Annotated in this window: 16 protein-coding genes; 9 read left to right on the forward strand and 7 right to left on the reverse strand. The window is 49.7% G+C overall.

Annotated elements, in window-relative coordinates; genetic code table 11:
• Nucleotides 1–110: 110 nt before the first annotated feature.
• Nucleotides 111–1052, reverse strand: coding sequence for a LysR family transcriptional regulator (locus tag V7P87_RS15920; protein ID WP_260658448.1), 942 nt, complete (start codon nt 1050–1052; stop codon nt 111–113).
• 200 nt (nt 1053–1252) lie between these two features.
• Between V7P87_RS15920 and V7P87_RS15925 the strand changes: the two genes are divergently transcribed.
• Complete coding sequence (locus V7P87_RS15925) at nt 1253–2848, forward strand: isocitrate lyase (protein ID WP_333798320.1); 1596 nt, start codon at nt 1253–1255, stop codon at nt 2846–2848.
• A gap of 146 nt (nt 2849–2994) precedes the next feature.
• Here V7P87_RS15925 and V7P87_RS15930 read toward each other — a convergent pair whose 3' ends face one another.
• Both V7P87_RS15930 and V7P87_RS15935 read right to left on the reverse strand, forming a co-directional pair.
• Nucleotides 2995–3300 carry a hypothetical protein gene (locus V7P87_RS15930; protein WP_333798321.1) on the reverse strand — a complete coding sequence of 102 codons (306 nt, stop codon included), beginning with the start codon at nt 3298–3300 and terminating at the stop codon, nt 2995–2997.
• Between the two features lie 85 nt (nt 3301–3385).
• Nucleotides 3386–4276, reverse strand: coding sequence for a TIGR00730 family Rossman fold protein (locus V7P87_RS15935; RefSeq protein ID WP_333798322.1), 891 nt, complete (start codon nt 4274–4276; stop codon nt 3386–3388).
• Nucleotides 4277–4423: 147 nt separating this feature from the next.
• On the opposite strand from V7P87_RS15935, the gene V7P87_RS15940 reads away from it, so the two are divergent.
• Nucleotides 4424–5830, forward strand: coding sequence for an MBL fold metallo-hydrolase (locus V7P87_RS15940; protein ID WP_333798323.1), 1407 nt, complete (start codon nt 4424–4426; stop codon nt 5828–5830).
• A 78-nt stretch (nt 5831–5908) separates the two neighbouring features.
• Here the strand turns inward: V7P87_RS15940 and V7P87_RS15945 are convergent, their stop codons facing one another.
• Nucleotides 5909–7081 (reverse strand): chorismate mutase, encoded by a 1173-nt coding sequence (locus V7P87_RS15945; RefSeq protein WP_333798324.1) that lies wholly within the window; start codon nt 7079–7081, stop codon nt 5909–5911.
• 168 nt (nt 7082–7249) lie between these two features.
• Entirely contained in the window at nt 7250–9595 is a 2346-nt protein-coding gene (locus V7P87_RS15950; RefSeq protein WP_333798325.1) for a penicillin acylase family protein, read from the reverse strand.
• A 65-nt stretch (nt 9596–9660) separates the two neighbouring features.
• Between V7P87_RS15950 and V7P87_RS15955 the strand changes: the two genes are divergently transcribed.
• Entirely contained in the window at nt 9661–10329 is a 669-nt protein-coding gene (locus V7P87_RS15955) for a cytochrome b/b6 domain-containing protein (protein ID WP_333798326.1), read from the forward strand.
• Nucleotides 10330–10397: 68 nt separating this feature from the next.
• Here the strand turns inward: V7P87_RS15955 and V7P87_RS15960 are convergent, their stop codons facing one another.
• Complete coding sequence (locus V7P87_RS15960; RefSeq protein ID WP_333798327.1) at nt 10398–10853, reverse strand: c-type cytochrome; 456 nt, start codon at nt 10851–10853, stop codon at nt 10398–10400.
• Between the two features lie 146 nt (nt 10854–10999).
• Here V7P87_RS15960 and V7P87_RS15965 point away from each other — a divergent pair, with 146 nt between their 5' ends.
• The 3 genes from V7P87_RS15965 to V7P87_RS15975 are packed head-to-tail and all read left to right on the forward strand — an operon-like array spanning nt 11000 to nt 18406.
• Nucleotides 11000–13969: a bifunctional diguanylate cyclase/phosphodiesterase gene (locus V7P87_RS15965; RefSeq protein ID WP_333798328.1), complete on the forward strand. Its 2970-nt coding sequence runs from the start codon at nt 11000–11002 to the stop codon at nt 13967–13969.
• Between the two features lie 29 nt (nt 13970–13998).
• Nucleotides 13999–17100, forward strand: coding sequence for an amidohydrolase family protein (locus V7P87_RS15970; protein WP_333798329.1), 3102 nt, complete (start codon nt 13999–14001; stop codon nt 17098–17100).
• 10 nt (nt 17101–17110) lie between these two features.
• Nucleotides 17111–18406 carry an amidohydrolase family protein gene (locus V7P87_RS15975; RefSeq protein WP_333798330.1) on the forward strand — a complete coding sequence of 432 codons (1296 nt, stop codon included), beginning with the start codon at nt 17111–17113 and terminating at the stop codon, nt 18404–18406.
• Between the two features lie 70 nt (nt 18407–18476).
• Here V7P87_RS15975 and V7P87_RS15980 read toward each other — a convergent pair whose 3' ends face one another.
• Nucleotides 18477–18839, reverse strand: a complete 363-nt coding sequence (locus V7P87_RS15980; protein ID WP_333798331.1) for a translation initiation factor — start codon at nt 18837–18839, stop codon at nt 18477–18479.
• Nucleotides 18840–19010: 171 nt separating this feature from the next.
• On the opposite strand from V7P87_RS15980, the gene V7P87_RS15985 reads away from it, so the two are divergent.
• From V7P87_RS15985 to V7P87_RS15995, 3 genes are all read left to right on the forward strand, one after another.
• Nucleotides 19011–19721: a GAF domain-containing protein gene (locus V7P87_RS15985; RefSeq protein WP_333798332.1), complete on the forward strand. Its 711-nt coding sequence runs from the start codon at nt 19011–19013 to the stop codon at nt 19719–19721.
• Between the two features lie 120 nt (nt 19722–19841).
• Nucleotides 19842–21032 carry an amino acid aminotransferase gene (locus tag V7P87_RS15990; RefSeq protein WP_333798333.1) on the forward strand — a complete coding sequence of 397 codons (1191 nt, stop codon included), beginning with the start codon at nt 19842–19844 and terminating at the stop codon, nt 21030–21032.
• 109 nt (nt 21033–21141) lie between these two features.
• Nucleotides 21142–21939: a substrate-binding periplasmic protein gene (locus V7P87_RS15995; RefSeq protein ID WP_333798334.1), complete on the forward strand. Its 798-nt coding sequence runs from the start codon at nt 21142–21144 to the stop codon at nt 21937–21939.
• Nucleotides 21940–22162: the final 223 nt, after the last annotated feature.

Genomic DNA, 22162 nt, shown 5'->3' on the forward strand with positions numbered 1-22162 from the left:
CGGGTAAATATCCGCACAAAAAATAATGCCAGTCAGCTTAACTGACTGGCATTAGGGCTTAAGCCCCGTTTTGTTTCCGTACACCGGTAAAGCTCAGTGCCATGTGGTGGTTAATGGCTAAGCTCTTCGGCAATTTCCACTATTAAACGGCGCAGCCAAATATGGCTGGCGTCCTGGTGCAGTAGCGGGCTCCAGATCATTTTCAGTTCAATAGACGGAATAGGAAAAGGCGGGTCCAGCACCTGCATGGTATTGTCGTTTTTATACAGCTGCGCTGCCCGAAGCGGCAAAGTGGCAATTAAGTCTGTTTCTACTGCCAGGTGCATCGCCACATGATAGTTACGGGTAAACACACTGATATTACGTTGTTTACCAAACTTGGCCAGTGCCTCATCGACCCAGCCCAGCTTTTGCACATCGGCCGGATCCATGCCCACCCCGACGCCAAAGCCGGTTTTGCTGACCCAGATATGCTGGCCTTTTAAATAAGAGTCGAGATTAAAATTGCTGAGTATTGGGTTTTGTTTATGCACCAGGCAGGCAAAACTATCGCGCCAGATGGTTTTCTGATGAAAAGACTGGGGTAAATCGTCAAACCTGTTAATGGCCATATCCACTTTGCCATTTTCAACATCGTGAAAGGTCACATCAGAAGGCGTCATAATATCGAGTGATGTTGCCGGTGCCTGGGCTCGCAGCCGTTTTAATAAGGTTGGGATCAAGGTGGAGGCCGCATAATCACTGGCCATGATACGAAACACTCTGTGGCTGTGCTCAGGCTCAAAATCTTTATTGGGTTGTAAGGTTTCTTCCAGCGTCAGCAATATACCCCGTACCACAGGTGCCAGTTCTTTGGCGCGTTCTGTCGGCACCATACCGTCGCTGGTGCGCACCAGAATAGGGTCGTTTAATAAATCTCTGAGCCTTTTTAGGCCGTTGCTCATGGCGGGCTGGGTGATACTGAGCTGATTTGCCGCGCGGGTGACGTTCTTTTCCCGCAATAACACATCCAGATACACCAACAGGTTTAAATCAATTTTGCTGATATTCATAAGCAGGCTCTTTTTTCAGCAGCAGGTTTGGCTGGGTATATTCACACAATGAATGGCGAGAATCAAAAAAATCAGCTTCATGAATTTCTTTTTTGACTCCTATAGTGAATGGCAACAGCAAGTGCAACAAAGTGCAGCTGCCAACACTTATGTGAAGAGCTTTATTCGCAGAACAGAATGCTAAACCAGAGGATGCCGCCATGTCAGCTTATCATCAGACCATTAAAACGCTTGAACAAACCGTCAAAGCACAGGGCGCTGCCTGGAATGCCATCAGCGCTGAATATGCCGCGCGGATGCAATTACAAAACAGATTTAAAACTGGTTTAGACATTGCCCAGTACACAGCCGACATAATGCGTGCTGATATGGCCGCTTATGATGCTGACAGCAGCCAATACACCCAGTCTTTAGGTTGCTGGCATGGTTTTATCGGTCAGCAAAAGCTGATTGCCATTAAAAAACATTTTGGTTCGACTAAACGCCGTTACCTGTATTTATCCGGCTGGATGATTGCCGCGCTGCGCTCTGAATTTGGCCCTCAGCCTGATCAGTCGATGCATGAAAAAACTGCAGTGCCAGCGCTGATTGAAGAGCTGTACACCTTCTTACGTCAGGCTGATGCCCGTGAGCTCGGTGGTTTATTCCGCGAGTTAGATGCTGCCCGCGCCGCTGATGATCAGGCCAAAGTTGCTGCGGTGCAAAGCAAAATCGATAACTTTGAAACCCACGTTGTGCCAATTATTGCCGACATTGACGCTGGTTTTGGTAACGCCGAAGCCACTTATCTGCTGGCGAAAAAAATGATTGAAGCCGGCGCCTGTGCCATCCAGATTGAAAACCAGGTGTCGGATGAAAAACAATGTGGTCACCAGGACGGCAAAGTCACAGTGCCACACGCTGATTTCCTCGCCAAAATTAATGCGGTGCGTTACGCCTTCCTAGAGCTGGGTATTGAAAACGGCATTATTGTTGCCCGGACCGACTCTTTAGGCGCAGGCCTCACCAAACAAATTGCGGTGACCAATGAGCCGGGCGATTTAGGCGATTTATATAACAGCTTCCTCGATGGTGATTACATTCAAAGTGCCGATGATATTCAAAACGGCGATGTCGTAGTGAAAGCTAATGGCAAACTGTTAAAACCAAAACGTCTGCAAAGTGGTTTATTCCAGTTTAAACCGGGCTCAGGCGTCGACCGGGTGGTACTGGATTGTATTACGTCATTGCAACATGGCGCCGATTTATTGTGGATTGAAACGGAAAAACCTCATGTGGGCCAAATTGCCGAGATGGTGGATCGGATCCGTGAAGTGGTGCCTAACGCCAAGCTGGTTTACAACAACAGCCCGTCCTTTAACTGGACTTTGAACTTCCGTCAGCAGGTATTTGATGCATGGCAAAAAGAAGGCAAAGACGTGTCATCTTACGACAGAAGCAAACTGATGAGCGTGGATTACGACAACACAGAACTGGGGGCTGAAGCCGATGAACGCATTCGCACCTTCCAGGCTGATGCGGCCAAACGTGCGGGTATTTTCCATCATTTAATTACACTGCCAACTTACCATACTGCGGCCCTGTCCACCGACAACCTGGCCAAAGAGTATTTTGGTGAAGCCGGTATGCTGGGTTATGTGAAGGGCGTACAGCGCCAGGAAATTCGTCAGGGCATCGCCTGTGTCAAACACCAGAATATGTCAGGTTCTGACATTGGTGATGATCACAAAGAGTATTTTGCCGGTGAAGCTGCATTAAAAGCAGCCGGTAAAGACAACACCATGAATCAGTTTTGAGGGAAGCTGAGGCATGGCCAACCGGTGCTGCAATAGTGCAGCACCAACAATTGCTGAAAAAGAGTTTTACGTGGTCGGGATTGGGACTTGAGGGTCTTCACGACTTTGGCAGCCGCAAGGCTGCCTTTTTTATGCCTGCGGTCAGCTCAGGCCTGCAGATAGGTTGTGGCCGAAATTTCGTTTGTTTGCTCCTGCTTCGCTGGCGGATGTTCACTGAGCTGCCATAACAACTGGCTGATACGCACTTTATGATAAGGCAGTTGTCGTTCGGCTTTGCCCGGTTTTTTTAATACCAGTAAAGCAGGCTGAAACGAAATGCTGGCGCTTGCCGTCTGAATTTGATTGCCTTGACGTGAAAAAGGGATTTTTGCCAGCTGGAGTCTTTCACATAAAATGGTTTTTACTGCATTTTTGTCCATATTGTCACCATAAGCCACCAAACGCAGGCGCATTCTGGTGGCTTTTTATGACAACAAATTGGCAGTTATTTGAAGTTTTAGCGTGCCGGCAATTTGTACAGTAGCAAAGCGCGCAATCTTATGGCTGGCTGTTTTCAAGCTGATAACAATGGCAAATGGCTTGCCAGGCGCCTTCAGCACTGTCGACAAACTGAATAAGTTTCATATCTTCAGGACTTATCAGGCCTTCTTCGACCAGCAAATCAAAATTGATCAGGCTGCGCCAGAAGTTTTCATCAAACAAAATCACCGGTACCTTGCTGGCTTTGCCGGTTTGCAGCAGTGTCAGGGTTTCAAACAGCTCATCCAGAGTGCCAAAACCGCCGGGAAAAGCCACCAAAGCCCGTGCCCTTTGCAAAAAGTGCATTTTACGGATGGCAAAATAGTGAAACTGAAAACAAAACTCAGGTGTGATAAAAGGGTTGGGTTGTTGTTCATGTGGCAGCACTATGTTTAAGCCAATACTTTTACCGCCGGCATCAAAGGAGCCCCGGTTGGCCGCTTCCATCACCCCTGGGCCACCGCCGCTGATAATTGTCAGTGCCGTATCAGGGCATTGCTGACTGTGCTCTGTCACCAAATGCGCAAAACGCTGAGCCTCCTGATAATATCTGCTGTTTTTAACCTGACGTTTTGCAATGGTCAATGCATGCTGTGCCGCCACATCATCCGGGGTTTGTGCCAGTTGCTGCTGGGCCTGACTGAGCAGCAGCGCCGCATATTCAGGTGATAAAAAACGGGCACTGCCAAACACGACCACTGTGGCTTTAATTTTATGTTGTTCCAGTACCGTCTGGGCTTTGAGGTATTCCAGCTGCAGCCGCACATGGCGCAGGTCATCCTGCATTAAAAAGTCTTCGTCGCTAAAGGCCAGCCGGTACGATGGATGTTCCTGCAGTTTTTCGGCCTGCAATTTGGCTTCACGGGCTGAACTTAAATGACGTTCATATAACAAATTGTGGTCGCTCAATGGGTTGCCCTCCGGCTGCTGTTGGCGTACTGTCGTGATCACAATCGGGGTCGGTCACGCTGAATTAAACTAAGCTATTGTTTGATTTAGCTTAAATGTAGCAGCAACCAGGCTTGCTAAGCTACGGTTTTCAAAGGGAGCAAGTTGATGCCTTTAGATGCCAGTTTAACTTTTTATGGTGCCGCCGGTCAGGTGACCGGCTCCTGTTATCTGCTGGAATGGAACGAACAAAAAGTGCTGCTGGACTGCGGCATGGTGCAGGGTGGCGATCAGATCACTGATTTAAATAAGTTCCGCTTTCAGTTCAGACCCAAAGATATCGACGCTGTGGTGTTGTCACACGCCCATATTGACCACAGTGGTTTATTAACCCTGCTGGTTGCCCATGGTTTTCGTGGCCAGATTTTTTGCACTGAAGGCACCGCCAGTTTATTGCCGGTGTTGCTCAAAGATGCCGTGCATCTGTATTTAAAAGATTTGGAATGGCAAAACCGCCAGCGCGCCCGTCAGGGCAAAGCAGAGCAGGAACCGCGGATGACGCTAAAAGACGTTGAAGGGGTGATCCGCTGTTTAAAACCTATTTCTTATCAACAACAAAAAGATGTGTTACCGGGGCTGGCGCTGGAGTTTCTCGACGCCGGCCATATTCTGGGCTCGGCCATAGTGCAGCTGTGGCTCAAACATGGTCAGGCCATGCGTAAACTGGTGTTTTCCGGTGATTTAGGCAATCCGGCCACAGTGTTAATGCACGACCCTTCAATAGTCAAACAAGCCGATGTGGTGTTGATGGAAAGTACCTATGGCGACAGAGACCATCAATCACTGACCAATACACTGGAAGAGTTTGCCAATGCGCTGGCCGAAGCAGATAAAGCCGGTGGTAATGTATTTATTCCGGCTTTTGCTTTGGGCCGCTCGCAGGAAATTTTGTATTACCTGGGGGTTTTATATCATCAGGGCCGGCTCAGACAAAAAATGGTGGTGCTCGATAGCCCAATGGCGATTGAAATTACCCGTATTTACAACGAGATGATTGACGAGTTTGATAAAAAAGACACCCAGGTCTTTAAAAAATACGGTGCCCATGACTTACAGAGTTTTTTACCCATTTTGCATTTAACCGAAAAAGTCGAGCAGTCAATGGCGCTGAACCGAGTCACCCAGGGCGCTATTATTATTGCCGGCTCAGGTATGTGTAATGGCGGCCGTATTGCCCATCACCTCAAACATAATCTGTGGAAAAACGCCAACCACATTATTTTTGTTGGTTTTCAGGCCAAAGGCACTTTGGGACGTAAGCTGGTTGATGGTGAAAGCCGGGTCAAAGTGATGGGGCAGCCCTTGGTGGTCAAAGCCACTATTCATACCATTGGTGGTTTTTCCGCGCACGCCGGTCAGTCTCAACTGATCAATTGGGCCAAAGCCATAGGTGGGCAGCCGCAGTTTTATCTGGTCCATGGTGAGCCCCAGGCGCAGCTGGTGTTACAGGAAAAACTACAACAACGGGGTTTAAAGGTAGACATTGCCAGTATGGGGCAAAAAATTCAGTTGTGAACTGCAAAGCTTGAAGTGACATGAAGTGATGGGGCAGGTCATACCTGCCCCTGATTTTGTGCAACAGGCAACGCTTTGTTATGACGGCTGCACCTGAGTTGGGCTGACATCTTCACTTGGATAACACCCTAACACTTTGACAAAACGGGTGATGCGGTTCAGTTCATCCAGTGCCCTTTTCATCGCGTAATCTTCCAGATTGGCCAGCACATCAACATAAAACATTTCTTCCCATGGGTTGCCCGGGATCGGCCGCGACTCCAGTTTCCCCATACTGATACCATGGGTTTTTAACACCATCAGCGCATCGACCAAAGCACCGGGTTGTTGGCCTGTGTACATAATAAAAGTGGTTTTGGCCGGAATAGCTTTGGCCACGGCAATAGCTTTACGTGCCACCACAATAAAACGGCTGACATTGTCTTTCTGGTTGGCCAAATCACGCGCCAGCACCTCTAAACCATAAAGCTGGCCACCTTCTTCACCGCCAATGGCCACTACAGATAAATCGTTGGCCTCGCGCACTTTGTTAAAGGCGTCGCTGGAGGCTTCACAATAGTCAATTTTGACATTCTGTAAGGTTTGCAGATAGTTGCTGCACTGGGCTATCACCTGTGGATGGGCGCAGATTTGTCTGATTTGGTTCAGATCCGTGCCTGGCAAACCGAGCAGGCAATGTTTAATCGGGTGGGTCAGCTCGCCAACTATCGACAGTCGGGTGTGCTGCAATAAATCAAAAACTTCGTTAATACTGCCACTGGAGGTATTTTCAATCGGCAACACGGCATAATCGGCATGGCCGGTTTCTACTGCCTGCACTATTTCGTTAAAACTGTCACACCCAATTTCAATCAGTTTTTCGGCACGGCGGGTAAAGTATTTTTGCGTTGCCCAATAACTATATGACCCCTGACGCCCCAGGAAAGCCACCCGGCACACAGCGCCGTTGTCGCCGTTCAGTTGCCCCTGCACCTTGGCCTGTTGCTGTAATACCGAATCTTCAATAATCACATGGTACAACTTGGTGACATAACCTGCGTCCAGCCCCAGGCTTTTGCCTTTTTCAATCAGACTCAGCAGCAGTTCCTGCTCCCGTTTTTGGTCACGGATAGGTTTATTCTGTGCCAGTTTGGCGTCGGCAACACAAAGCGCCAGAGTACGGCGTTTGGCCAGAAGCTTTAGCAACTGCTGATCAGTGTCGCTGATATCGTTACGGATTTGGTCAAGTTCTATCGGCATGGCAGTAGGCATTTTGGCTTTCCTTTAACTAAAAAAAAACCTCCCGTCTGGGAGGTTTTTGACTGTTTCACACGCGCGCAGCCAGCTACCTCCCGGATTGGGTGGTAAAGCTAAAAAAGAAACGGGCTGCGAGCTTTAATGTTTTCATATCACCACAATAATCAGTCTGGATGGCTAAAGTCAACCTTGTGGTTGTAATTCCAGTAAGTATTTTTCTTTGCCTGGTAAAAAGCCAAGTTCCTGTTCATCCGCCCAGAATGAATGGTCGGCACGGTAAAACTCCGACAACGGATGGCCAGACTGACCACCCGGGATGGTCAGAATCCCCTGTTGCTCCTGGCCTGGCGCCACCACCATCCGCTCTGACTGGCCATGTTCGGGCCTTTGCACCCTGGGCATATGTCTGTCGCCAGCCATCGGCAGTGATGGCATATCCAACAGTGGCGACAGCCAGGGCAGGGCTTTACTCATTGGATGTTGTAACTGCACTGTATTGAGCAGCCCCCAGTTGAGCTGTTGCAGCTCAACCTGAGACTGTTGCAGCAGCTGTTGTTTGCTATCCAGCACCGCCTGTTGTAACAGTGCCTGCCAGCTGGCAAAACCTGCTGGTAAGGTGTCTGCTCTTTTGGCCTGCAACAAAGCCCAGCCTGGTGTCTCCGGGCTTAGTTTTAAATCGGCAAGGGTCAGCTGCTGCTCTTCAAGTTTGGCAGCCAGTGGTGCAAACATCAGCTCCAGTGTTTTATCGCGAAATGCCCGCACCAGCGGATAACCGGCATCGTCCGGACTTGCGGCTTTAACGCCGTTTTGCACCTGGGTTTTGTAGGCTTCCAGCTGATGTTTTTTAACAAAATCATCGCTCAGTACGTCCAGTAATAAGGTTTTCCAACGCTGTAAAAACAAAGCACGGTGATCAAGCTGAATTTGGTGCAGGCTTTGTTCTGAGTGGCTGTTGCTGGCCAGTAAAGCGTCGCGGATTTGCTGACCGCGGGCGCCTAAATCATAACCGCCATCGCCAATCAGCTTCAGCGTTTTGCCACCTACGGTGCGGGCATTGGCGGTCCAGAGGCGTTGCCCAGCCGGATTTTTCAAGCTTGGGTAAGCAGTGGCGTTCAGATAACCGTCCCAATAGTTGTCACCATTGCTCCAGTCCTGCGGCAGATCCATATCTTTGAGCTGGCGGTTTGGAATAGCGCCGATCAGTGTCCAGCCGATATCTCCGTTTTTACCGGCTACCAGCAGATTTTGTGCCGGTATGCCAACTGTGGGCGCCAGTTTCAGCGCATCATCCACTGAGGTGGCTTGCTCCAGCGCCAGTAAATTCAGATTAATACCTGCCTCGTCATAGGCGACCCAGCGCAGGGCATAACCGTCAAAAGGGGCGGCCATCACCGGGCCCCAGCGGGTTTCTTTGACCAGCATCACATGATCGGGCTGGCCTTTGACTTTAATCACTTCGTTGTTGTAGCTGTATTCCTGATCGCCGGCCGGGGTCTGATACTTTTGTGGATCTTCAGATGCTTTAATTTTGATCAGATCCTGCCAGTCCGCCGTGCTGTTGGTAAAACCCCAGGCGATATGGCCATTGCTGCCGGCGACCACTGAGGGAGTTCCGGGCAAAGTGACACCGCTCACCTGAATATAGTTATCCCCATCCCGCCAGTTCAGCTGAGCTTTATACCAGGTGCCCGGCACCCGGATGCCAAGATGCATGTCGTCGGCCAGAATAGCGCTGCCATGGGCTGTTAAGGCGCCAGCGACGGCAAAGTTATTACTGCCGATATCGCGGCTGTCGCGCCAGCCACATTGCCTGCAAGCGGTGTTGCCACTCGCAAAAGGGTAGGGGCTGTCGGGGATGGCAATTGCTGTGGCTTCAGAGTTATCAATGGCGGCTTGCCAGTCACTGCTGTGCTGATTAAAAAAACGATACCAGTCCGGGCTTGTCTCTTGCTGTAAAGCTTGTTGCGCCAGCTCGTCTTTACCAAGCGCACCCTGTAAATCCAGATACATGCTAAATACCACCAGCAAAGAGTCCGCTTGCTGCCAGGGTCTGGGTTTTTGCAGCAGCAGGCCGTATTCAAATGGTGGCAGGTTCAGCGAAGTTAAAGCGGCATTGACGCCATTTGTGTAATGTTGCAGCAGCTGTAGCTGAGCTTTAGGTAATTTGGTCAGGGCAATTTCGGCCCTGTCGCGAAACCTGTGCATGCGCCGGCTGATATCCAGCTGCAGTGCTTTTTCACCAAAGAGTTCAGACAGCTCACCGGCGGCATTGCGTCTGAGCAAATCCATTTGAAAAAATCTGTCCTGAGCATGGGCAAAACCAAGAGCGTAAGCAGCATCCAGCCTGTTGCCGGCGCTGATGCTGAGATAACCATTGGCGTCGCGGCTCAGCGTCACTTTGGCCTGCACCTCAGCCTGATAGTCGCCCTGATATTGCGGCAGACTGGCGCGCAGACCAGCATACAGCAGCAGCGCCAGCAGGCTCAGTAGCCCTGTTATCGTATAAAGCGAGGTTTTGAACCATTTCATCAGGATTTGTGCTCTTTTTCCGTTAGAATCTGCGACTTAGAATATAAGATTTCGTGGAAGCTGACATGCAAAAAAATAAAATCTGGGATGGTGCTGTGCGCTTTTTCCATTGGAGCCAGCTGATTTTGCTGGGGGGACTTTGGTACAGCGCCGAGCAGGAATGGTACGGCGTGCATATGACTCTGGCTTATAGCCTGGCGGCTATTTTGCTGGCGCGTTTAATTTGGGCTTTTGTCGGCAGTGACAATGCCCGTTTTAGTCATTTTGTGCGCTCCCCCCGCACTGTTTGGCGATATTGGCGACAACAGCAAAAACCACAGGCACAGGGCCATAACCCTTTATCAGGTTATATGGTGCTGGTGTTGATTGGGCTGGTGTTACTGCAGTTTTTGTCTGGCCTGCTCACCACAGATGAGGTGTTGACCGAAGGGCCACTGGTGGCCATGGTGGACAGTTCCTGGGTAGAGCTTGCCAGCAGCTTTCATCGTTTGAACCTGAATTTATTATTGTTTTTTATTGGGCTGCATGTGCTGGCGGCGCTTTGGCATCAGCTCAAAGGCGATAAGGTCATTAGCCGGATGCTAACGGGTTATAGTGATAAACCCCTGCCGCAAGGTCTTCGTTTTTGTGCTTTTTACTGGTATCTGGCGCTGGTGATAACGCTGGCAGCAGCTTTTTATCTGTGGCAGGGCGAGCAGGTTTGGGCTTTATTGCAGACCGATTTGGCATCCTGAGGACAGGCATCAGTAGAGGCAGAAAAAAAAGCGCAGTTTAACTGCGCTTTTTGGTTTTAATCAGCGCATTAGTCTGCTTTATATTTGTCGTGACAGGCTTTGCAGTTTTTGGCAAAAGCGGCAAAAGCAGCTTTTACCTTGGCCTGATCCTGAGTTTGGGCTGCAGATTGCAGTGATTTGGCATCTTTGGCCAGCTGCTCACCACGGCTTTGGAAATCCTGCAGGTTTTGCCAGATCTCGGCTTTGGCATCTTTGCTGGCTTTATCTGCGCCTGGCACGGTAAAAGCTTCCCACGGCAGCGTGGTTAAAGTGGCCAGCGCATCGGCGCGTTTTTGCAGCCGGCTGGCTTCAAAAGGTACTGCGCCAGTTAACATGTCTTTGACATCTGCCATATTGTGGCGAATGAGCTGAAAGCTGTGCTGACGGTAGCTCACCGCATCTTCGGCTTCAGTGAAAGCGCTGGCTGCAATGACAGAGCCGCTCAGCAGGGATACCAGGGTGGTGCTTAATAAGAGTTTTTTCATCCGATGATTCTCATTTGTTTGAATTGCATGCAATAATGTTAAAGCTTTTCAGCGCTTTGGTATAGTCGGCAAGAGCCGGTTTACCACAGCGGCGGGACAGTTACCAAATCTTCCGATGATAAAAAAGACAACCATCAGGGTCGCGAGTGAAGGAAGCAAGTTATAAAACCTCAGGTCTGAATTCGCTTAGCATCAAATTTTCTGCTTTGGTGTTTTTGCTGACGGTTGCAGCCAGTACCCTGATTGCATTTGCCATGCTGGCCCTGCAGCAGGAAGTGCTGATTGAGCAGGAACGTATCTCGCTGGTCCAAACCACCAACCGTTATGCCAAACAACTCGACAGCGAATTCTGGCAAAAAGAAAAAAAGGCCATTAGCGCCAATCAGGTCGTCAGCCGTTATCTGGCCAGTCAACCTCAAGTGGCTGAAGTAAAACCCGATTTTTTGCCTGATGGCAGTGCCCGCAGCAAAGACGATTTATCCGCGGCCTTTCAGCAACAACAAAAATTTCAGCAACATCCTCACCCCTATTTTTCACAGACCGCTGAGTTGTGGCAACAACTGGCCCCTGTACTGCTGGAAGACTTTTTTAACTTTTATTTTATTTCCAAAGACGGTTTTATCCGTATAGCGCCTGCTGACTGGGCGCTGGAAATTCAGGCTGATCATAATTTTCAGCAGGACATCTTTTTTAATATCGCCACCCCGGAGCAAAATCCGGCGCGGCTGCCACGCTGGACCCCTTTGTATTTCGACACCATCTGGCAAAAGTGGATGACCAGCCTGGTGATCCCGGTTTATATCAATGATGAATTTGTTGGCATTACCGGCACCGACGTGGTGCTGGATGAAGTTTTTGTCAATTTGTCACAAATTTCGTTGTGGGAGCCCGGGCGCGAAGCTTTGTTATTTGACGGTGCCGGTAATGTATTGCACGACAGCGACAACAGCCTGCAACAGAGCCTGCAAAAACCCGTGATGAATCAGCTGGCGGTTGGCGTAAAACCGGCCAATCCACAGCTGGCAGAGTTTGTGGCCCGGGTCGTGCAGTCGCCAAAAGAGCTGGAAGCCAACAGCAAATCAATTCCTGATTATGTGGCATCGGCCGCCCGTATTGAACGGCTGAACTGGTATGTGTCTTTGTACCACAGCAAAGCCCATGTTATTGAAGGCCTGGATAGTTACCGCGACAACGTGGTGCTGCTGTTTTTGCTGGTGGCTTTAATAGTGGCGCTGGCGCTGCAGTTTTTTATCTATAAGTTTGTGCTCAAACGCCTGACCCGCCTGGCCGGTGCAGTGCAGCGCTTATCCCATGGTGAAGCCAGTCAGCTGGAACTGGATGAACGCTCTGATGAAATTGGCTTATTAAACCGGGCTTTTGTGCGGATGTCCGATGAAATTCACCAGCTGATTTCCGGTTTAAATACCCGTATCCAGGAAAAAGAAGAAGCAGAGCGCGCCACCCGTAAACTCAGTAAAGCCGTGGCTTTTTCCAGCTCGGGCATTGTTATTACCGACCATCAGTTACAAATAGAATATGTAAATCCGTTTTTGCTGGAAATGATTGGCTGCACTCCGGTGGAGGTTATTGCCAAACCTTTACATCTGCTGTTCGCCCAGGAAATGCGTTTTGTGGGTGCCGATATTCTGCAAAGTTTGCAGGAGCGGCATCACTGGCGTGGTGACATGTTGTTGCAACAAGGCAGCAAGCAGTTCTGGGCCAGCCTGGCGATAGCGCCTATCCGCGATGATAAAGGTGATGTCAGCAATTATGTTTGTGCCATGCAGGACATCTCTTTTATCAAAGAAAGCCAGCGCAAAATGGAGCAGCTGGCCTATTACGACGTGCTCACCGGTCTTGCCAACCGCAGTTATTTCCGTGACCAGCTGAAAAAAGCCATTGCGATGTCCAGCCGTGGTTATTACCACTTCGCGCTGTTGTATTTTGATTTGGACGAATTTAAACGTATTAACGACACCCTGGGCCATGATGCCGGTGATGAACTTTTAAAAGAAGTGGCCAGACGTTTAATCAGCCGGCTGCGCGAAGAAGACACCATAGCCCGCCTCGGCGGTGATGAGTTTGCGGTGATTTTAAGTGGTATTGCCGACCGCAAACAGGCCGCCGCTATCGCCACTAATCTGCAGCAGGCATTTGCGCTACCGGTGCGCCTGGCTGGTCATGATGTGTCCATCAGTGCCAGTATCGGTATTACCATAGCGCCGGAAGATGCCGATGAAGAGGAGCTGCTGCTCAAACACGCCGATTTGGCCATGTACGAGGCCAAAGCCCGAGGTAAAAACACCTATCACTTTTTCAGTCAGGATCTAAACGATGCAGCCAAAGAGCGGCTGGAAATTGAAAACCAGCTGCGCGAAGCTATTCGTGAACAACAGTTTATGTTGTATTACCAGCCGAAAATTGATATCCGCAGCAAGCAGATTATCGGTTACGAAGCATTGTTGCGCTGGCTCAGGCCCGACAATACCATGGTGCCGCCACTGCGTTTTATTCCGGTGGCGGAAAGCACAGGTTTGATAGTGCAGATTGGCGAATGGATAGTGCTGGAAGCTTGTCGTTTTCTGGCGCGCCAACACAGCAGAGGCAATCTGGTGACAGTGTCTATTAACCTGTCGGCCCGTCAGTTTACCGATCAGGATTTACCTTCAGTGGTGGAGCGTATTTTAAAACGCACCGGTGCTTCCCCTGAATATCTGATTTTTGAAATCACTGAAAGTATGTTAATGGGTGATACCGATGCGGCTATTGTCCAGTTAAATGAGTTAAAACGGCTCGGATTGGCTTTATCTATCGACGACTTTGGTACAGGCTATTCGTCGCTGAGTTATTTAAAGCGTTTCCCGGTAGACGAGCTGAAAATCGATCGTTCTTTTGTCAAAGATATCCCGGAAGATAAAAACGACATGGACATCACAGCCGCCATTATTGCGATGGCGCAGAAGATGGATCTGCGTGTGGTGGCCGAAGGGGTGGAAACACAAGAGCAAGTCAACTTTCTGCATGACAACGCGTGCTATCTGGTGCAGGGGTATTTCTTCAGTATGCCATTGGCAGAACAGGAATTGTCCCGATTAAACTACGACACAATCAGTTAAATTTCCGAATTAAAATCAGGAACCTATACATGAATTCATTCCGCCTCTCTGTGCTGAGCGCCGCTATGGTTTTGTCCATTGCGCCGGTCGCGGCAGATCAGACCCGTCCGTTGCAGGGTATTCGTGATAAAACGCCAAACTTACTGGCTTTTGTCAACGCTACTGTGCACACCGAACCAGGTAAAAAAATCGACAATGCCACAGTCTTGGTTGAAGACGGCAAAATAACTGCGGTCAGCACCGCAGCTGCACCTGCCGGTTATCGCCGTATCGACGCCAGTGGCCATCATATTTATGCCGGTTTTATTGATGCTTACAGTGGTTATGGTGTGGAAAAACCAGCAGGCGCCAACGCCTTTTCTTTTGGCGACGACCCTGTGTATCAGAATGAGCGTAAAGGTGGTAATGCCAGTAACGCGGCTATTCATGCCGAGCGGCAGTGGGCGCTCGACTTTGTCCCAGTGGCTGATGATGCCAAAGCTTATACCGAACAAGGTTTTACTGTAGTGCAGTCGGCACGTCAGGACGGTATTTTCCGTGGCCAGGCCGTGGTGGCGTCTTTAGGTAAAGGGTTGCCGGGTGAGCTGATTTTAAAAGCCGAAGGCGCGCATTTTATGGCCTTTGATAAAGGCAGCTCCAAACAAAGTTATCCGTCGTCGCTGATGGGCAGTATTGCGCTGATCCGCCAGACCTTGTCGGACGCCAACTGGTACCGTGACGCTTATGGCAAGCAGGACTCATTGATCACCCAGCAACCGGTGGAATTTAACGCCGCGCTGGCTGCTTTAACCAAATTACCTCAGGCAGGTCTGGTGTTTGAAACCACAGACGACAGAGCCGTGCTGCGTGTCGACAGTTTGCTGAAAGAATTTAACCTGCAAAATGCCGTGTTGCTGGGTTCTGGTTTTGAGTACAGCCGCGTCAATGAAATTAAAAACACCGGCCGCAGTTTTATTATGCCGGTGGCTTACCCTGAAGCGCCTGCTGTTGCCAGTATTGACGATCAGCTGGATGTGAATCTGGCGCAGCTGCGTCACTGGGAAAGGGCACCAGCGAACCTGGCCACCATGGCCAAAGCCGGTATTCCATTTGCGCTGACCACCCATGCGCTGGAGAAAAAAGATCAGTTCTGGCCGAACCTGCGTAAAGCCGTGGCCCATGGTTTAGCGGCAGATAAAGCGCTGGCGGCTTTAACCACAGTACCTGCTGCTATGCTGGGTTTGCCACAACAACTGGGTAAAGTTGCCCCTGGTTATCAGGCCGATTTAGTTATTGCTAAAGGTGATTTATTTAAAGATGGTGAAATTGTCGCCACCTGGATCCGTGGGCAGGAGCATCAGTTTAAACCGCTGCAGCAGCCGCAGTTTGCCGGGAACTACAACCTGAACCTGCAAGGTCAGGCGTTAAAGCTGGAACTGACAGGTGAAGGCAGCAAACTTGAAGGCAAGCTCATCAACGGCGACAAAAACGTAGCGCTGAAAAACCTGAGTCAGAATGACAACAAACTGCAATTTACTGCAGATTTAACTGAAGCAGAGGCGGGCAGTGGTGTACTGCAGGTCAGCGCTACTTTAGATGGTGCTTTATTGTCGGCGCAGTTGTTATTGCCATCAGGTAGCCGTCAGCAGTTGATATTAACAAAAGAATCAACGCCGGCTAAAGCCGCCGAAAGCAAAACTGATAACGACACCCAATTACTGTCAAAAGTGACTTATCCAAACCGCGCTTTTGGTTTAGATGCGCCACTTGGCAGAAAAAATGTCCATATCAAAAACGCCACTGTCTGGACTTCAGATAAAGCCGGCAAACTGGAAAATACTGACGTTATTGTGAAAGACGGTAAATTCAGTGCCATAGGCCAGAACCTGTCCACACCATCGGGTTACCAGGTGATTGATGCGACGGGTATGCATTTAACTGCCGGTATTATCGACGAACACTCACACATCGCCATTGAAATGGGCGTCAACGAAGGTTCAGATGCTGTGACCTCTGAAGTGCAGATCGGTGATGTGCTGGATCCGGATGATATTAATATTTACCGTGGTTTAGCCGGTGGTACCACCACAGCTCAATTGCTGCACGGCAGTGCCAACCCTATTGGGGGGCAAGCGCAAATTATTCAGCTGCGTTGGGGTGTGACGCCTGAAAGCCTGAAGTTTAAAGATGCACCTCCAAGCATTAAGTTTGCGCTGGGTGAAAACGTCAAACAGGCCAACTGGGGTGAAGCTTTTACCAGCCGTTACCCACAAACCCGGATTGGTGTAGAAACTATTATCCGTGACGCATTCCAGGCCGCAAAAGAATACAAAGCGGCCTGGGCGGCTTACGACAACTTATCGCGCAGCGAGAAAAAAGTGACAGCGCCACCAAGAAAAGATTACCGACTGCAAACCCTGGTGGAAATTCTGGATAAACAACGTTTTGTCCACACTCACTCTTATGTGGCCTCTGAAATTCTGATGCTGATTGATTTAGCAGACGAAGTGGGTTTTAAAGTGCACACCTTTACCCACATTCTGGAAGGTTACAAAGTGGCCGATGAAATGAAAAAACACGGCGCCAGCGCTTCCACCTTTGCCGACTGGTGGGCTTATAAAATGGAAGTGCAGGACGCTATTCCAAGCAACACCTGTTTAATGGCCGACCGCGGTGTACTGGTTTCTGTAAACTCTGACAGCCCGGATTTACAACGCCGCCTGAATCAGGAAGCCGCCAAGTCGGTGAAATATTGTGGTATGTCGGAAGAAGAAGCCCTGAAGATGGTCACTATTAATCCGGCCATTCAGCTGAACATTCAGGACAAAGTAGGTTCTGTCACCGAAGGCAAGCAGGCTGACTTTGTGCTCTGGAGCGCAAACCCGCTGTCGGTTTACGCCCAGGCACAACAAACCTGGATTGACGGTGTGCCTTATTACGACATCAACAGAGATGCACAGTTACAACAGCAGGTATTGGCGGAAAAACAACAGTTGATGCAAAAAGTGTTGGGTGCATCTGACGCAGCGAAAAAAGGTAGTGGCGGTACCCACAAAACTAACGAACCTATCTGGCACTGTGAAGACAATGGCGACTGGTTAAAAGCCCGTTTCAGTGGCGGTCAGCATCTGCATTCGCATGCGGCGCTGTAGGAGATAACAAATGAATATAAATAAATCACTGATTTCGTTAATTATTGCGGCTGCAGTCAGCCCGGCGCTGGCGCACGACATAGTGCCTGGTGCCAAACAAACCGCGCCTGTGTTGTTAACGGATGCCACTATTCATACCGCAACAAAGGGTGTGCTGGAAAATGCCGACTTGCTGATGGTTGATGGCAAAATTGCTGCCATAGGTACAGATCTGGCCGCGCCTGCAGGGGCCAAAGTGGTGCCGCTTAATGGCAAACATCTGTACCCTGGCCTGATTGCACTGGCCAATCAGCTGGGTTTAATTGAGATTGAAGCAGTACGCGCCACTGACGATACCTCGGAAGTGACAGACACCAACCCGGATATCCGCGCCCGTATTGCCTATAACGCCGATTCGGAAGTGATCCCAACGGTACGCAGTAACGGTTTTAGTTACAGCCTGGTGTATCCAAAAGGCCGTGCTTTAATGGGCCAGTCCAGCTTAATGCAGCTGGATGCCTGGACCTGGCAAGATGCAACTGTTGCTGACGCTGTGGGTTTACATATCAACTGGCCATCCACCAGCACTGTTGCCAACTGGTGGAACCATAAAAAGCCGGAAGAAATGGCCAAAGAAAACGCCAAGGCCTTGCAAAAGTTAAAAGACTATTTTGTGCAGGCCAAAGCTTATGCCGACGCCGAAGCGGCTGGCTTAAACAAAGGGGTGGATTCACGCTGGCAGGCGATGATCCCGGTGTTTAAAGGCCAACGGCCTTTGTTTGTGCATGCTGACGATTTACGCCAAATCAAACAAGCAATGGAACTGGCCAAACAGTATCAACTGAAGCTGGTGATAGTGGGCGGACGTGACAGCTGGCGTATGGCCAATGAGCTTGCGGCAGCAAATGTTGCCGTAGTGTTCACCGCACCTTACGGTATTCCGGAGCGCGATGACGAAGCCAATAACACAGCTTTCCAGACGCCGGCCCTGTTACAAAAAGCCGGGGTGAAGTTTGCGTTGTCGCTGGATGGTTATTGGGACACCCGTAACGTGGTGTTTGGCGCCGGTCAGGCCATCAGTTATGGTTTAACCCAGGAGCAGGCGCTGGCGGCTGTCACTATTAACGCGGCGCAAATTGCCGGTGTAGCCGATAAAATTGGTTCGCTGGAAGTGGGCAAAGCAGCCACTGTGGTGGTGTCTGATGGTGATATTTTTGATTATCTGACGCATAAAGTCAGCGCTATGTGGATTGATGGTCGCGAAGTGACACTGAACGATCGCAATAAACAGCTGCATCAGAAATACAGCCAAAAACCTGCCATTTAAGCTGCTTTTAAGTAAAAAAGGCGGCCGATGCCGCCTTTTTTAATGCCAAAACAACGGCTTGCCTGAGGTTTTAACCACCAGCCCATTTGATTTTGTAACCCAGTTTAGTCAGTTCTGCCGACACTGTGTCACGCTGATCTCCCTGAATTTCAATGACCCCATCTTTGACTGAACCGCCACAACCACATTTTTTCTTTAACAGGGCTGCGATGTCAGTCAGTTTGTCATGGGACTCGGCGATACCGGCAATAGTGATGACCGCTTTGCCGTTGCGGCCTTTGGTTTCGCGTTTTAACCGCAAAAAACCATCACTAAAAGCGGTGCCGGCCGGCTTTTCAGTTTTGTCCGGTGTAACAGTGCCACTGTCGGTGCTGTAAACCAAAGTAGACGACTGTTGTTGCCAGTCGCTTAAGGATATTTTTTTTGAACTCATTGTGGGAATACCTGTTGTGGCAGGGCGAATAATGGCAAGATAAAGCATCAGAGTGTTTCTCAGCAAGTCAGCCTCAGGCTGACCCGCTTATTTGCTGAAAAGTCAGGCAAAATCGTTGGTTTTTTAGCGGATTCTGTTAGACTGCTTCGGTTTTAGAAATCTGGATGGCTAATGTCTATTGTTACTTATCTTACCCAAAGTGGCTTATTACCAGCCGATATGGACGCCGCAAGCCGCAACAGCCTGCTGGCGGCAGTGGAAAAATATCAGAATGAACTCAAAGCTGCGGTCAAAAATGCCGATTTAAAGCTTGAAGTACAGTGGCAGTATCAGGTGCCGGAACTGGGTGAAGGTGGTTCTTGTTCACTGTTTGGCCAGCTTGCCGCTGAACCTTATGATGTTTCGGCAATTCTGGGGGGCAAAACCCCGGCCAATCATGCGTTATTGGCAAGGCTGGGTGCTATCAGCCGTTATTATCAAAGCCACAGCCAAAGTAACTGGTTTGGCATTTATCAAAAACGGCAAAACAGCGCAGGTGAAACTGTGCTGGTAAAACTGAGTTATTTTGGTGAGCCTTCCCGCGCCGAGTTTCCGCTGACCACTGAATTTGCCGCTATCAGCAATAACAGCAGTGTAGGTTTGTCGGGTAAAGCACGTATTATTAACGACGTGCCTGCTTATCTGCAGCAGGGTGGGGAATATTACACCTGCGATCCAAAAGTATTGGCCGAAGCCTGTATTCCGCTGTTTGCCGACAGTGGTGAGCTGGTGGGTATTATTGATTCAGAAGCTTTTGTCAAAGATCTGTTCCATCGGGATGAGCTGGCGCTGTTGATTGCAGCGGCTTTGCTGGTTCCCGTTGTTTTTGCCGCTGCAGCTTAGGCTGCAAGTGGCCGGCACAGCAGCTGGCAGTTGCTGTGCGTCCGGTCGGTCGACCGGCTTTATTTTTCAACCGGGCTCAGGCCGGTTTTGGTTATGGCAGCAACACACAGGTAACTTGTTATGTTTTCTCATTTACAGCCGGTCGCAACAGACCCAATCTTAGGTTTAATGGCGGCTTATAAAGAAGATCCGAACCCACTGAAAGTTGATCTTGGCGTTGGCGTTTATAAAGACGAACAAGGCCACACTGCAGTGCTGGAATGTGTGAAAAAAGCGGAAAAACTGCGGCTGGACCATGAAGACAGCAAAACTTATATCGGTATGGCCGGTGATTTAAGTTTTAACGCCCATATCGAAAAACTGGCGTTTGGCCCGCACAAAGTGTTGCTGGAAGGCCGCACCACTACAGCCCATACGCCGGGCGGTACCGGCGCTTTAAGGGTTGCCGCTGAATTTATTAAAAAAGCCAATCCTGATGCCACTATTTGGGTAACGAGCCCAACCTGGGCTAACCATATTTCGATGTTTCAGGCCGCTGGTCTGAAAGTAAAAGAATACGCTTATTACGACTACGACACCAAAGGCCTGAAAGAAGAGCAAATGTTTGCTGAATTGGCCCAGGTGCCGGCCGGTGACGTGGTGCTGGTGCACGCTTGTTGCCATAACCCAAGTGGGATGGATTTAAACTTTGCCCAGTGGCAGCGTTTTGCGGCGCTTGCCAAAGAAAAAGGTTTTACCCCGCTGGTTGATATGGCCTATCAAGGTTTTGGTTTAGGTCTGGACGAAGACACCAAAGGGTTACGTCACCTTGCCAATGAAGTGGAAGAGCTGATTTTATGTACGTCCTGCTCAAAAAACTTTGGTTTATACCGTGAGCGTATTGGTGCAGTTTCTGTGGTGACCAGCGACAAAAAAACCACGGACATTGCCCGCTCTAACTTGCTGGCCGTTGTACGCAGCATTTATTCAATGCCACCGGCGCACGGCGCTATTATTGTCAGCCATATTCTGGACAGCCAGGAGCTGACCGATTTATGGCATCAGGAGCTGGCAACAATGCGTAACCGCATTAACGACTACCGTCAGCTGATCATCGACAAGCTGGCCGCTGAAGGGGTCAAACAGGATTTTAGTTTTATTACCCGTCAGCACGGTATGTTCAGTTTCCTCGGTATTAACAAAGATCAAATTGATCGTCTGCGCACTGAATACAGCATCTATATGGTGGGTTCAAGCCGCGTCAGTATTGCCGGTTTAAACCACAGCAATATCGACTATTTTGCCAAGGCCGTGGCCGCTGTATTGAAATAAAGGCGCGCCTGTCAGGCTTTCACTAAAAACAAAGGCAACTTAAGGTTGCCTTTGTTTTATCTGCTGTTTAAGTTTGTAGTATTCCTATCCGGCCGCAGTGGCGGTTTCAGTGCAAACAAAAACCAGCAGACAGCCATGGTTGCTGAATTTATCGCTGATATGGCTGCTCTGTGCGCCAGCGGTCAGTGCTGAACCCATCCGTGTTGTGCTTGAAGTGTCACCCCCTCATCAAACCTACAACAATGGCCAGGTCGCGGGCCTGAGTACTGCGGTGGTGGAGCTGATGCTGGCGCAGGCTGGGCTTCAACCCCGTTATGAGGTCTATCCCTGGGCCCGGGCTTTTCGTCTTGCGGCGTCTCATCCCAATATCCTGATTTATAACATGGCCCGTACGCCAGAGCGGGAAGGGCAGTTTGAATGGATAGGTAAAGTGGCCAGTTATCAGTTTGGTTTGCTGAAATTAACAAGCCGCAGGGATATCAAGGTGCAGCAACTCAGTGATATTCATCAGTATGTGGTGGGCGCGCAGCGTGATGATTTTGCTGCCGACTGGCTGAAAAACGTGGCGAAACAACCAGTGCACCTGCTACAGCTACAACCCGATGTGGTGGAAACCTGGCGCTTGTTTGCCAAGGGCAAACTGGATCTGATGATTGATGACCCCAATGCCATTCAAACGATGTTGGATAAACATCAGCTGGCATCTGCAGATGTGCAGTTTGTGCTTTTTGTGCCTGAACTCAGGTTAGACAGCTGGATCGCCATTAAAAAAGGCTCAGATCCGGCGTTGGTGCTGCGCCTGCGTCAGGCTTATGCCGAAATTGAAGGTTCACCACAGCTGCAAAAAGTGTTGCGGCCAGAGCTGACTGGCACACTGACAGATCCCGCTTTTGCCCAGGCACACTGAATTTCCCCGGTAAAGCGGCCCTGTGTGGATGCCGGCCTTAAAGGTATGTGCCGCCATTTGCTGCAATTTGTGAAAACACAGTGTTAGTGTGCGCCTGAATGGTATTTTTTGCGGCTAAGCAGCAGAGCCTGACGCAAAAATAGCCTGCACTGGTCGTGCCTTTAAATGCTCCAGCCAATCAATCAGTTAAGCCGGTATCAAATTTTTGTCTGTTTTTTTCATT

The organism is Rheinheimera sp., from assembly GCF_036782235.1.
Classification (GTDB): domain Bacteria; phylum Pseudomonadota; class Gammaproteobacteria; order Enterobacterales; family Alteromonadaceae; genus Pararheinheimera.

Bases quoted from the DNA above. Each gene is read 5' to 3' on its own strand.
- V7P87_RS15920 (WP_260658448.1), bottom strand. From the start codon at position 1,052: ATGAATATCAGCAAAATTGATTTAAACCTGTTGGTGTATCTGGATGTG.
- V7P87_RS15925 (WP_333798320.1), top strand. From the start codon at position 1,253: ATGTCAGCTTATCATCAGACCATTAAAACGCTTGAACAAACCGTCAAA.
- V7P87_RS15930 (WP_333798321.1), bottom strand. From the start codon at position 3,300: ATGCGCCTGCGTTTGGTGGCTTATGGTGACAATATGGACAAAAATGCA.
- V7P87_RS15940 (WP_333798323.1), top strand. From the start codon at position 4,424: ATGCCTTTAGATGCCAGTTTAACTTTTTATGGTGCCGCCGGTCAGGTG.
- V7P87_RS15945 (WP_333798324.1), bottom strand. From the start codon at position 7,081: ATGCCTACTGCCATGCCGATAGAACTTGACCAAATCCGTAACGATATC.
- V7P87_RS15950 (WP_333798325.1), bottom strand. From the start codon at position 9,595: ATGAAATGGTTCAAAACCTCGCTTTATACGATAACAGGGCTACTGAGC.
- V7P87_RS15955 (WP_333798326.1), top strand. From the start codon at position 9,661: ATGCAAAAAAATAAAATCTGGGATGGTGCTGTGCGCTTTTTCCATTGG.
- V7P87_RS15960 (WP_333798327.1), bottom strand. From the start codon at position 10,853: ATGAAAAAACTCTTATTAAGCACCACCCTGGTATCCCTGCTGAGCGGC.
- V7P87_RS15970 (WP_333798329.1), top strand. From the start codon at position 13,999: ATGAATTCATTCCGCCTCTCTGTGCTGAGCGCCGCTATGGTTTTGTCC.
- V7P87_RS15975 (WP_333798330.1), top strand. From the start codon at position 17,111: ATGAATATAAATAAATCACTGATTTCGTTAATTATTGCGGCTGCAGTC.
- V7P87_RS15980 (WP_333798331.1), bottom strand. From the start codon at position 18,839: ATGAGTTCAAAAAAAATATCCTTAAGCGACTGGCAACAACAGTCGTCT.
- V7P87_RS15985 (WP_333798332.1), top strand. From the start codon at position 19,011: ATGTCTATTGTTACTTATCTTACCCAAAGTGGCTTATTACCAGCCGAT.
- V7P87_RS15990 (WP_333798333.1), top strand. From the start codon at position 19,842: ATGTTTTCTCATTTACAGCCGGTCGCAACAGACCCAATCTTAGGTTTA.